At 42.8% G+C, this 12,544-nt stretch carries 12 protein-coding genes and 2 pseudogenes; 6 read left to right on the forward strand and 8 right to left on the reverse strand.

The features are described from left to right. Positions 1-96: 96 nt before the first annotated feature. Both GOM71_RS20735 and GOM71_RS20740 read right to left on the reverse strand, forming a co-directional pair. Positions 97-300: a helix-turn-helix domain-containing protein gene (locus GOM71_RS20735; RefSeq protein ID WP_156284541.1), complete on the reverse strand. Its 204-nt coding sequence runs from the start codon at positions 298-300 to the stop codon at positions 97-99. Further along, on the reverse strand, positions 297-770 hold the full coding sequence (locus GOM71_RS20740; protein ID WP_156284543.1) for a DUF2975 domain-containing protein: 474 nt from the start codon (positions 768-770) through the stop codon (positions 297-299). Before GOM71_RS20740 ends, GOM71_RS20735 begins: the two co-directional genes overlap by 4 nt. A 601-nt stretch (positions 771-1,371) precedes the next feature. Here GOM71_RS20740 and GOM71_RS20745 point away from each other — a divergent pair. Next, a pseudogene (locus tag GOM71_RS20745) lies at positions 1,372-2,067 on the forward strand (IS110 family transposase); the annotation flags it as partial. A gap of 392 nt (positions 2,068-2,459) precedes the next feature. Here GOM71_RS20745 and GOM71_RS20750 read toward each other — a convergent pair. The 5 genes from GOM71_RS20750 to GOM71_RS20770 all read right to left on the reverse strand — a co-directional run bounded on the left by GOM71_RS20750 (position 2,460) and on the right by GOM71_RS20770 (position 8,393). Then, positions 2,460-2,885, reverse strand: coding sequence for a GNAT family N-acetyltransferase (locus GOM71_RS20750; protein ID WP_216651792.1), 426 nt, complete (start codon positions 2,883-2,885; stop codon positions 2,460-2,462). A gap of 873 nt (positions 2,886-3,758) precedes the next feature. Next, entirely contained in the window at positions 3,759-4,253 is a 495-nt protein-coding gene (locus GOM71_RS20755; RefSeq protein ID WP_156284545.1) for a GNAT family N-acetyltransferase, read from the reverse strand. Between the two features lie 318 nt (positions 4,254-4,571). Continuing rightward, entirely contained in the window at positions 4,572-6,773 is a 2,202-nt protein-coding gene (locus tag GOM71_RS20760) for a protein kinase family protein (RefSeq protein WP_156284547.1), read from the reverse strand. Between the two features lie 4 nt (positions 6,774-6,777). Beyond that, positions 6,778-7,551, reverse strand: coding sequence for a hypothetical protein (locus GOM71_RS20765; protein ID WP_156284549.1), 774 nt, complete (start codon positions 7,549-7,551; stop codon positions 6,778-6,780). Between the two features lie 11 nt (positions 7,552-7,562). Next, entirely contained in the window at positions 7,563-8,393 is an 831-nt protein-coding gene (locus GOM71_RS20770) for a vWA domain-containing protein (RefSeq protein WP_156284551.1), read from the reverse strand. A 333-nt stretch (positions 8,394-8,726) separates the two neighbouring features. Between GOM71_RS20770 and GOM71_RS20775 the strand changes: the two genes are divergently transcribed. The 5 genes and pseudogenes from GOM71_RS20775 to GOM71_RS25205 all read left to right on the forward strand — a co-directional run. After that, complete coding sequence (locus GOM71_RS20775; RefSeq protein WP_156284553.1) at positions 8,727-9,086, forward strand: hypothetical protein; 360 nt, start codon at positions 8,727-8,729, stop codon at positions 9,084-9,086. Between the two features lie 326 nt (positions 9,087-9,412). Continuing rightward, positions 9,413-9,721: an ArsR/SmtB family transcription factor gene (locus tag GOM71_RS20780; RefSeq protein ID WP_156284555.1), complete on the forward strand. Its 309-nt coding sequence runs from the start codon at positions 9,413-9,415 to the stop codon at positions 9,719-9,721. A 13-nt stretch (positions 9,722-9,734) separates the two neighbouring features. Beyond that, complete coding sequence (locus GOM71_RS20785) at positions 9,735-11,027, forward strand: arsenic transporter (RefSeq protein WP_156284557.1); 1,293 nt, start codon at positions 9,735-9,737, stop codon at positions 11,025-11,027. Positions 11,028-11,063: 36 nt separating this feature from the next. After that, positions 11,064-11,489 (forward strand): arsenate reductase (thioredoxin), encoded by a 426-nt coding sequence (arsC, locus tag GOM71_RS20790; RefSeq protein ID WP_156284559.1) that lies wholly within the window; start codon positions 11,064-11,066, stop codon positions 11,487-11,489. A 17-nt stretch (positions 11,490-11,506) separates the two neighbouring features. Then, a pseudogene (locus GOM71_RS25205) lies at positions 11,507-11,651 on the forward strand (ArsI/CadI family heavy metal resistance metalloenzyme); the annotation flags it as partial. Positions 11,652-12,118: 467 nt separating this feature from the next. Here the strand turns inward: GOM71_RS25205 and GOM71_RS20795 are convergent. Beyond that, a complete protein-coding gene (locus GOM71_RS20795; protein WP_156284561.1) occupies positions 12,119-12,466 on the reverse strand; it encodes a ribonuclease E inhibitor RraB in 348 nt (115 codons plus the stop codon). Positions 12,467-12,544: the final 78 nt, after the last annotated feature.

Genomic DNA, 12,544 nt, shown 5'->3' on the forward strand with positions numbered 1-12,544 from the left:
GATTATAGCTAGAGCTGTAGTCGTTAGGATTAATATAGCTTTCGAACTCTTCATCATTACTTACATCTGCGACGTTCGGCGGTTTTTGTATTTTATTCAATCCTGACGATACTCGAGAATATCTCCAGGCTGGCAATCGAGTGCTTTGCAGATCGCTTCGAGTGTTGAGATTCGAATGGCTTTCGCTTTACCGTTTTTAAGTATCGACAGGTTCGCCATTGTAATGCCGACTTTCTCCGATAGCTGAGTAACGCTCATTTTCCGCTTTGCAAGCATGACGTCAATGTTAACCACTATCATACGGTCAACTCCTGTTCTTCTTTGAGCTCGATCGCGTTTTTGAGCAGTTTCTCAAGAACTGCGGCAAATACTGCGATTACGACTGGCGCACAGGTTATAATTAGCCCGATGACCATTACGCCTGGTGCATCTGCGCCGTCAGCTACAAAGTAGAAAAGCGGGAGGTTACATGCAAACATGAGTGATACGACAACCGCCGCTCGCTTTATTTTCTTAAGCGCTAAAACAGAGGTTTGCGAAAAAGCGGTATTTGTATCGATGTACCTAAGTAGCTTAAATGCCTGAAGTAGCGTAAATAAATACGCAATAGACGCCACATACGCAGCCAAAGCGGAAAGATAAACTTTAATATCCGGGAAATCCGGCATCATACTATGCGCCATCGCTGGGAGTCCATAAAAACACATCACTAATGCAGGAATTGCCATAACAACCAGAACAACTTTTAAAAAGAGCGTCTCTTTTTTCATCTATTTCACCTCATTTTTGATCTTATCACTATATTTATCGTTTCACAATAAAAATGTATTGTTTACTCTGTTTGAGCCCAATAAGTAGTTAATCGCGAAAATGATTAAACTATCCTGACCTTTCATACAACAAAAAGCAGCCGTACGTAAAGCTCCGGCTGCTGTCGTGTTGGTTTAGATGTAAATTCTTATTCCTTTTAAAATTGAAATAAATTTTTAAAATGAGAAATAGTAAATTATTGTACCACATATTGGAACTATTTATGAGTTGTTTTACCTCGCTTGAAATACTAAGTTTTTTCTTATGAGTATCCCACCACCCTGGATATTCGTCGCAGCCAATGATTCTTTTTTCTTTCCCATGTAGAAACAAGGAGCAAGACCCACGGCGATCTTGCTCCTTGTTTGTTGGATTTGTGTCATTCAACTTCATCCTAGGATCACATGGCCAGCTGCCGCGGTGTACATTCAAATATCGTTTCCCGTTAGAATTCCTGTAAAACGAATAACTTGGAGTTTGAACAAAAACGAGCGCCTCTGTACGATGGGATTACGCAACGGGTCAAAGCCCTTAAAATCCACATCAGAAGGTCGCTCTATCATGAAGTTTAAAGCACAAGACAAGCAAAATCAACTCATTGAAAACATTACCGTTTATCATTTAGTCATCGGCGTAGATATCGCCCAAGAAGCCCATGTAGCCCGCGCTGTCAGTTTTCGCGGGATTGCTCTGGGAACTCCACTCGAGTTCGGTAACCATCGTGAAGGGTTCGATCTGTTCGAACGCTGGATCCAAGATCTACTCAAATCCTACAAACTTAGCAGCATCATAGTTGGCATGGAACCCTCTGGTCACTACTAGTTCAGCCTAGCAGGTTGGCTCCTCGATCAAGGTATCGATCCTGTTCTGGTTAACCCTCATCTCGTCAAAAAGAACAAGGAAAACCGGGATAATACTCCGTCTAAAAGTGACCATAAAGATGCTCTTGTCATTGCTCTTGGGCAATTGCTAGAAGAAATTGACATGGCCCAGCGCCAGCTTGAACAAATTAAACACGAGCTCCAACTCATTCTTGAGCGTATTCCTTATGCACAGAAGCTCCTTGAAATACGAGGCGTCAATGTAACGAATCTAGCTGGTGTACTCGGTGAGGCTGGTGATCTAAGCGGATATACACACGGAAATGCTTTGCTTCGTCATGCCGGGTTAAATCTAGCTGAAGCTTGTTTAGGGAAATGCCGAGGAAAGATGGTGCTCAGCAAACGGGGCCGGCCACGTTTACGTCATTTTCTTTATCGTTCCGTTAGAAAGACCGACCTCCACCCCTTAGTTAAGATGTGACGAAGGAATGAAAGGGCTATGACCCGTTGAGACATGGGAGCGAGAATCACTAAGGCGAAGTGGAGACGTGCGCATTATGGAACAATATGGGTGATTACTATTCACCCTTTATTTCCGCATGCCCAGTTCTCTATCCCGTAACCACAGTCTCCTCCACCATCCATTTCTTCAATTTAACTAGAGGATGAAATCCTGCGAATTCATGAGTCTGAGTGAGGAAACTGAATCATTTCGAGGGAGCTTAATGAAGATCGGATCGAGGGCCTAAGGGCCCGATGCGTGAACATGATGTTATCTGATGGTTGCGCCTTCTCCGATTAAACTACATTCATCTTTATTCATTATTCCTATCTGATACACATGGCTTTGAACCCATTGCTCTCTGCTTCAAATCCAAATTTCTTATAGTAATTATCATTACCAGGCGTTGCTACTAGCGTTGGAACTAATTCATTCTCTTTTAATAATTCCATAAGTTCAGTCATTATTTTTGATCCAATTCCATGTCTTCGATAATTGGGGTGAACGATCATCTTTAATATATATGCATGTCTTATTCCATCCGAAATTACTTGAACAAATCCAATTAATTGGTTATCGTCATATCTTCTTGCTGTTATCCATCCCCATGTACTACGAATTGAATTGTCCAATCGTTCATGGGGTTCGACTTGCCAATTATTTGTTCTAAAAAGCTCATTCAATTCTAATGAGTTCAATTCTCCATTTCTAGTTATTCTGATATCTTGCAACACAATCATCTCCAGTGCCAAAGTAATTGAATGGCTCTTGTTTATATAACAGCACTTGCGTAAGTTTCAGATAACATCTTATTCGTGAACTTCACAAATTCTCAGTACCTGAAGTATTCGTGAAGTGATTGAATTATCCTGCCCGATAGCTTAATAAATCTTGAATTTTCGGGTATCACGGGGCTGTATAGAAGTTCTTGTCCTAATACGGCTTTGTATAGAAGATCTTGTCTTGAGCTCACGCAAGAACTTCTATACAAAAAAAGCCGCAGTTTATGCGACTTCCGTTGTATATATGTTCTTGACGTCCGACATGGACTGTTTCACAATCATCCGTTCGTCTCGTGCACCTAAATAAGTTTAAATGCCACTCGATTAAATGTATCGCTCTCCTTTCTCCCGTTAAATAAGTAAGATGGATGTGCGACCGGACAAATCGTCACCTCGTTGTACGGAATCAAATCTAGTCCTCCATTCGATCCGACGCCTACCCATCCAACGACACATGCAGAACATTTAACTGAATGGGCTTAAGCCGCTTCCCATATCTTCATTCTCCATACACTAACCCTGTACATTATTACTTTTAATGAAGGGAGCCCAAAATGAAAATTCTTATAACTGGTTTGTAATGGATTCTGGAGATGATGATACTCAGCACTCACACAAACTATATATAACTTCTTTCAATGGAAACCCAGTTCATGTTCATTCAATTTCCGGTATAACATCAATAAATGACGGACATTCTCATCAATAAGAACAATTTCAAATCACCTTTTTTATCCAGTTCATTCCACTAAAGTGCCCTGTACTCCATTAAAAATGGCAGCTGATCCTCTGATCGGCTGCCATTCTGTTATTCTAAACTATCGTGTCCCGTTCGTTTAATAATCATAGTATTTTTTCGAGTTCAATTTCGTCATGAATGGGTATATCGTAATAACCCACTTTGGGGATTGTTGGCTTCAGCTTCCTAGCCTCGTCAATTGCGTTTTGATTTATGGCTGTTATTCGATACCCACGTCGTTGATAAAATCTTAACGCATCCAAATTATCATTTGATGTTATAAGCCAAATGCGATTTCTTCCCGATTGCTTTACCTTCTGTTCCACTGTAGAAATCAAATTACTCCCGATCCCTATGCCTTGTACAGTTGTATTAATACTCATTAACTCGCAATCATTTATACCTAAACGGTAAGTAGCTGCTCCGACTCGTAGATCATCGACCCAGGCGATGAATGCATCCAAATCCTGAATATGATGCTTCTTACCTTTGGTTATCATGGTTTCGCCGCCCCACTCACTTAACCACTGTTCTTTCTGCCATTCGATATCTTTTTCACTCATAGGAGCAAGAATTCTAACATTACCATTTTGACCCATTTTTATCACCCAATTCAGTATATTATAGAAAGAACCGATTATGACTTAATGAAAAATGGTACAGCTGCCGCCTAAGTACGTCCCCCTTATCGTATTAAAAACAAACCAAATATTCCCTTTTTTAATATACATGAAAGAATGGATTTCAACAATCCTGCCGGTTAGTTTAATAAAGCGTACATTTCCGGGAACACGGAGCTGTATAGAAGTTCTTGACCAACCTCTTTCGTTTGCTTATCTGATTCGTCGTTTATTTGGGCGGCCTAAAAATCCCCTCCCGGCTACCGGAAGGGGATACTATCTCAGGCTGATGGCAGTCTACCCTCGAAACAGGAATACTTGCTTTATGTACCTTACAAAATGAACATCCATGTACGATGCCATTCGTTTGTTTAGATCGCGATACTCCTCCAGTTTGTCTGAATGGCGTTTACTTCGTTCATCGATCTGCATATCAATGTGATGAAGCTCGATCTCAAGTCTGATTCTGGCAGCCTCCACTTCCTTCGTTAAGGAATCCAGCTCAGGATGGTGGGCCTGCTTGATCACATTTAACCTTTCCTGCGCTGCGGTTTTATACGTATGTTCCGCATCGGTTAATTTTGACTTCCGATCCTTATACTTTAACGCTATGGCGGAGATTTCCCTGCGAGGAAGGACTGCAGGAATTTGATTTCGATACCTGCGTTCGATTTTTCTTTTCCAGTCGACCAGCGCCTTCGCTTGAGATCGGCTCATGTCTACATGAACCGAACCTCCGTTTTTTAAAATCAAATATGCCCTATCGATTTGTTTGCGTCCATAGGACTGATTGATCGTAATGTCCATAAAATCGGCTGGCGTACGAATGCCGTTCGTTCTTAAACGGCGTTTCATCTCATCGTCGATATCCGGAATTTTATCCTGGCTAATCTTATGTTTGATAATTTGCTCTTCCAGCCATGTTTTTTGGAACGAGGCCAGTTTACTGGACAGCTCCGTTTTTTCCTCTTGGTCAATGGTCCGTCTTTCGCCAACTAACCCGCTTAAATGAATATGAAGCTCCTTCTCCACCGCTTCCGTTGCATGCCTTTCCCGATAAGCCGCTTCCTCGAGCCTTAGTACGCAATCGTGTATCAATTCCTCTTCAATTTGAATAATATTTTGCTTGATATCGTTCAATTCGTTCAGTTCGCTTCTCAATTCAGATAGGGCAAGCTCCAGCCTCTTTATGTTTTCGCACGTGGCTCTCTTTTCCTGGACGGCGCGAACCTTCCGATAACGCCAGCTTAAATAGGCCATCTCCGTTCCAAAACCTATAATCGAACAGAAGAGTAGCGCTGCGACCGGGGCACTGCTGTACAAAGTAGCCGCGGCTGACACTGCTGTGAGTAAAATCAGATAGGAAACGAAGCTTTCCTGTAAGAGCAAATACGTTGATCGCTTCTTGTGCGGCGGCGCTTCCAACGTAATATGGTCCAAGATCCACGACGCACCACCAGAATACGAAGTTTCAGGCGGCGAAATGGCGGAAGCCTTCCGCGGCTTCCGTTTTAAGAGCCGATCATACAAGACGGTTAGTGAAGTTCTAAATGCCGTATTATTAGAGAAGGCCGAGATATGGAGATTTGAAGGCTGCCCAGCCTTCCCCTCCGAATCGGGATCGGGGAGTCGAGGCACCTCCGGCACTTCCAATGTCGCGAATGCGCGAAGGGAGTTTGCTGACTTTCGTACCGCTTTTTCTTCAACAAGTGCCAGCAATTCGAACGCCCGTGATGCATCTGGACTAACAAAGTCATTCCGTCGAAAAAGAAGGCTCTCCTCCGGCTCTCCCGCTTCAAGAGAATGCCATAATGAAGGATCGGCACAAAGAGCTGCGATCGATATCCAAATTACCCATGCCGAAAAGTGATCGATATAGGGACCGAAATGACCTTCATTCCTTCCTGGGTGTTGATAGTTCCGATGACCGAGCTCGTTGCTTGTCATTCCGTTTAAAGCGGGTACATACATCCCATCGTAGTCGATCAGAATGATTTCATTCTTTTTGATCAATATATTTCCATGCTGCATGTCGCCATGCCCAATATTGGCCGAGCACAGCTCGCGGGTCATTATTATCCATTTATCGGAGAGTTCTTGCAGCAGGTCGGCACGATGCAAATTCCGCCCCATGTAATCGAGCAGCGGCTCTCCTTCCACCCAATGCATTTTCACGATCGGAAACCACTGACCGTTAATGTTGATGCCTTCGGAAAGATATTCGAATGGAACGAGATAAGGAAGAGGATTGAAGCGAAGATGCAAGCTGATGGCATCGTAACGGATCTTCTGATCCTTTACATTGTTAGTGAAGCACCTGACCGCCCACTCTTGCTCACCACACTTCAGTTTATATACGCTGGCGAAGCTTCCCGATATCGGGCGGGGCAGGCCGAGCTTATCCAATTCAGGGTGGCCGGCCTGCAGCTCGGGGTCCTTGAAGCAGATACGCGGATTTTGGATTGCTTCCCTATAATCCTGCGGAGTGGGCCAGAACATCGCCTCACTTCCCTTTAACCAGTTTTAGACGAATGAACGTAACGTCATCATTCCTTAAATAGAAATAGCCTTCACGGTGAGGCCGCCGTCTTTCTTCATGCACGAGATGGTTAAAGTCACGCTCGCCGGCTAGCTTATGTATTAGCCTTATCACGCTTCGATCTTCCTTGTAACGAGTCAACAGCCAACAGGCTAGAGCATCGGTCATCAACCAGAACACGTCTCCCGCTTCGGCTTTACCGCTCCATTTGTGAACAAACGCTTTAAGCTGGACGTTATTGGCCGCGTTACTCGAGATGAGAACCGGTCGACGTTGAAAATCATCAGCTGTACTTAAAGGAAAAGAGGCAATCATCGTATCCCCTCGAACATGAAAAATACAGCTGTCGCCGACCGCGATCGCGTCAAATGCGGCGGACTCGGCATCCATCGCAAATCGGAACGTGATCCCCGCTAATGTGGAAAACGCCCCGTTGCTTAGCTTCTCTTGTGCATACCAGGGGAGACTTTTGCCGTTAGTTTTTTTCTGCCAGGCTTTCGATAATGGGGAGACCGATCTATGGATCTGCATACCGCGGAATCTGCCAAAGCAATAACCGCTTGCGAGCAAATTCGCCCACAGTTCAGCATATGAGGACTCACTAGCCCCATCGGCTATGGCGAATCTACAAATTGTCGTCTCCTTGTGAACATGTGTGCTGCTATGGGAGGCATCCTCGTATTCATCGCTGCGATTTCCTGCCTTCGGCAATAAAAAACATTCGCTTTCGATTCGCATAACGGAAGCCCCTATCGCAGATTGGCCGGACGCGTTCCGATATCAAGCGCCTGGATGACGAGAGTTAAATCCGCATTGAGCACGAAGCCTCTCGCTCCATCAGATAAATTCAAGTCGTATTCCTGATTGGCGACTCGGATCATAAAAGGCGTCAGCGGACTTGAGCCTTCGTAAAGCACCCTGGAATACGCGTCGGGCAGTGCATCCGTAGTTTCCGGAAATCGGAGCTCCATCGCGCTCGGGCTATCGGAAATGTGCAGGTTGAATAGCAGTACATTTCCGTCATCCGTCGATAGCGCTCTTAGCTGTTCCATTTCAAGTGTCGGATCGCCGTCAGTCGATTCCCCGTCCGTGATATGAATGACAACCGGCGGAAAACAATGCGTGTACTCACTGATCCAATGAGTCAAAACGGTATGAGCCGTTCTCATCGCTTTGCACATCGGCGTGCCTCCGTTAGCTACGGGCTCAAACCAGACCGGAAACTTGACGAGTTGATCAACCAGCCCGCCTGCCCCATCCGGCACTTTTTTCAACCGTTTATCCAGCCTTGACGGGTTATCGGCAATTTCACTAATCGGGACCACTTCTTTCCCCGCTAAATCACCTCCGAACGCCGGACCGACACCTGCGCCATAGCCAATTACGCCAACATGATAGTAATCACGTATCCCTTCCGACTTCGCGCACTTGATAACGAGATTTTGCAATAACCGGTTGATGGCGTCCGAAACACTCTCGGACTTAGTGCTTGCCCCGAACGGATCAGACATCGATCCGGATTGGTCGATAATAAACAAAATACACGACGGATTCGAACGGCTGATTTCAGCTGAATACATGCGCTCACCCCTCACAATAGGTACATGTTTATTCCTATTCGAAAGGGGGCAAAGTATTGACAATTAAAAAGCAGCTGGCACAGAAGAACTGCGACAGCTGCTTAATCTATGGATATTACCGCTCTCGTTTACGCGATTGGTTTATGTCGCATTTATTATAAGGTATGTTAAATGTTGACCTAGCCCACCGCCAACTCAAGTGCTACCTTCCTCTATTCTATCTCTCTCACTCTAGAAAATTTTAAAAAGTAAAGCAAAATACGTTGTCCAATCAAAGTCAAATTCTCCTGCATTTATTGTATTGTATTTACAAAAATTGAAGGAGTGGTATAAATGACGTTTATTAAAGTATATTCAACTGGCCCGCTTGAGAATCAAGCACTCAATCGTTCAACAACAGTCTTTACAAAAGTGTTGAACAACAGCAGTAATAAAAGTACTAAAGTAAAAGTCTTAGTATTCAAATTAAATGGTAACAAAAAATTGATTAGCTCAAGACATTTTACTGTTCCGCCCAAATCTTCATCTTTTGTAGTTACTGACCTGAAATCAAATGTGGAGCAATTTGAAGTGAAAATTATAGTACTTGGCAACGCATTACTTGGCGTTTTTGGAAAAACTGCAAGAGGAAACCTTAATCCAAGCCACCGTTTAGTTCATAGTGAATTAACTCTATTTTCGAAATTCAAGTGATAGGATTGCCGCGCAAAAGTTGTTGCACATCCACTCCGAAGAGGATGACAATTCGACCAATCGCTGTATCAACCATTAGCAGTGGCTGCTGCAGTACTAAAAAAACGTCTACTTCATGTGAAACGGATAAAGGATGTTAAAGAAATGAGAAGCTTCTGCTCCATGCAGAAGCTTTTTTATTATAGATGCACTGTTATCTGTACGTTAAGGTTTGTTAATCCAATATTAAATAAGTATTCTCTAATATAATTGTTTACTTATATAATCGTCCGCGTATATAATAATCCTGTAATCAGCAAGCTAGTTACTGAAAGGGGGTCAAGAATTTGTATCCGATTGAGGAAATGTCCGATACCCTTAAGCTTCTCTCTGATAAAACCAGATTGACAATTATGGTGCTACTACGGCACCGGGAGATGTGTGTCTGTGATATCGTGGAGATTCTAGAAACAACTCAACCTAATATTAGCCAACATTTGAAAAAACTTAGAATAGGCGGGCTAATTAACGAGGAGCGCCGAAGTCAATGGATCTACTATTCGTTGAATTTAGATGACAAACTTTATTTGAAGCAGCTTATCGATCAACTTCCTTCTATGCAAGAGAAAATCAATACAGTAAAAGGCTGTACTTAAACCAGGAGGCATTATGCTGGCAATTGCATCAATTATTTTTTTAGTTACGTTAGTGTTCGTCATATGGCAGCCAAAGGGCCTTAATATCGGTTGGTCCGCATGTGGCGGTGCAGTATTCGCACTCCTCTTGGGTGTCGTAGATTTTCATGATGTCCTGGACGTAACTCAAATGGTTTGGAACGCTACTCTTGCGTTCGTTGCAGTTATTCTGATTTCACTTATTCTTGATGAAATTGGTTTCTTTGAATGGGCAGCGCTTCACATGGCTAGAGCTGCCAAAGGAAATGGTCATCTGATGTTTGTGTACGTCATTCTATTGGGTGCGGCAGTGGCTGCATTCTTTGCTAATGATGGTGCAGCGCTTATTTTAACGCCTATCGTTCTCGCCATGGTCCGGGCATTGAAATTTGACGAACGTATGATTCTCCCGTTTATAATGGCAAGTGGATTTATTTCCGATACCGCCTCCCTTCCGCTAGTCGTCAGTAACCTGGTAAATATCGTGTCATCTGACTTTTTCGGAGTAGGTTTCGCGGAGTATGCCAGTCGCATGATTGTACCTACTCTCTTCTCTATTGTGGCAAGCTTACTTGTGCTATTCCTCTTCTACCGAAGAAGCATTCCTAAGCAATACGACCTGGTACAATTAAAGAAACCGGTCGATGCGATTAAGGACATGCGCCTATTTAAGATTTCGTGGATTATTCTCGCTGTTCTTCTCGTCGCTTACTTAACAAGTGAGTTTATTGAAGTACCAGTATCTATAATCGCTGGTGTAGCGGCCATCGTCTTCTTGCTTCTTGCCCGTCAAAGCCGCGTGATTCATACCTGGAAGCTCGTAAAAGGTGCGCCATGGGCAGTTGTCACATTTTCCATTGGCATGTATGTCGTTGTATATGGACTTCGAAATGTTGGACTGACTAATGAATTAGGCGATGTATTTAAATGGGTCGGGGAACAAGGGTTATTTGTAGCGACTGTTGGATCTGGATTTATAGCTGCGATCCTCTCTTCGATTATGAATAACATGCCGACAGTCATGATTAATGCGCTTGCTATTCATAATACGAATTCTACGGGAGTGTTACATGAAGCTTTTGTGTATGCGAATGTGATTGGATCTGATTTAGGTCCGAAAATAACCCCGATTGGTTCACTCGCTACTTTGCTATGGCTGCACGTGTTGTCTAGTAAGGGAGTTAAGATTTCCTGGGGAGCGTACTTTAAAACGGGCATTATCCTAACGGTACCAGTCCTGTTTATTACACTATCCGGGCTCTATCTATGGCTTAAAGTTGTAGGTTAATGATAATCAAAATAACATAATAAAGGGGTTTTCAAAATGTCTAATAAGCCACTTATTTATTTTTTATGTACAGGGAATTCCTGCCGCAGCCAAATCGCTGATGGTTTTTTGAACGCAATTGGCGGAGATAAATTCGAAGTGAAAAGCGCTGGTCTTGAGGCACACGGTTTGAATCCTAGAGCCGTTCAAGTGATGAAAGAAGCCGGTGTAGATATTAGCAGTAATAGATCTGATGTTATTGATCCCGAAATTTTAAACCGTGCTACTTATGTCATTACACTTTGCGGACATGCTGATGAACATTGCCCTGTCATTATGAACCCCAATGTGATCAAGTGGCACTGGGGCTTTGATGATCCAGCCAAAGCGACCGGAACGGAAGAAGAAATCATGGAACAATTCCGTACGGTCAGAGACTCCATTAAGGCTCGAATCGAACAGTTCGTTGGAGCTGGTGAATAAATGTCGGCTTCGATCGTCGTCCATTCGAGAAAAATGGTGTTCTAAATCACCTGGGATTTCAGGTTGATAATACAGAGCAAGTACTTGCTATAGGAGAACGTCTTCGTGCATCAGGTCTTCTTTTTAATTGATGAAATGAACACCACTTGTTGCTATGCTGTTCACGTTTAGAGAGAAGCTTTGGAAAAGATATTCGGATAGTAAAAAAGGAAATGTTCCGACGGGACATTTCCTTTTATTTTTTACTTCTTCGATGGCCTGTTCGAACGGATACACATTATTAATTTCCGGCTTGAAATGGCCAAATGAGGATCTTTGTCGGAAATGTTATCAAATTCTTATCATTTCATTTTGACAAGAACTTGATAACATAAAACAAAAAATCCGCAATTTATGCGGCTTTAAATGTTACGATGTTATTGTCCACCCGACATAAATTAAAAAACATACAGCCGGCCCCCTATGAGTGTGTAGATTCGCGAGTTTGACAGTGTTTATATTTAAGCGCCTTGTTAGAATCACTGCCATTTCCGCAAGGGTAATCGCTCTTTCCGGTTTGAATGCCCGATGCGTAAATATGATGTTATACCCAGTAACTAACTTCTTGAAATACTTACTCTGATCTGAATTTATTCCAGTGGAAAGCCGTGACCATCATAGCCCACATTATATTCTTTAGCATAATTCTCGCTCTTGATATCTTCTTGGTTAATTTCGTCTTCAGTTACTTCTTTACTTGAATAGAAATACCATTCTGTTTCGCCACGTAATTCATATGACTTGAAATCATTTATTCCATATCCGTCTTTCTTTAATCTCTCAGAAAGCTCTCTTAAATCTTCTTCATTACTTGAATAAAAATACTGCTCTAATATCATCTTATTGTTTGTTACGTTTACGACCGATTGATTTTCTTTTGTGTTATTACATCCAATTAATAAGCTGAGGAGACAAACTATTAATAAATATTTGGTCATGTTTTTGATCTCCAAGTTTTATATGTTTTCAGTTATTGCGCAAAACGTACTTTTTTACGTACTTCATAAAAATTCGTC

Source organism: Paenibacillus sp. NEAU-GSW1 (assembly GCF_009737085.1).
Classification (GTDB): domain Bacteria; phylum Bacillota; class Bacilli; order Paenibacillales; family Paenibacillaceae; genus Pristimantibacillus.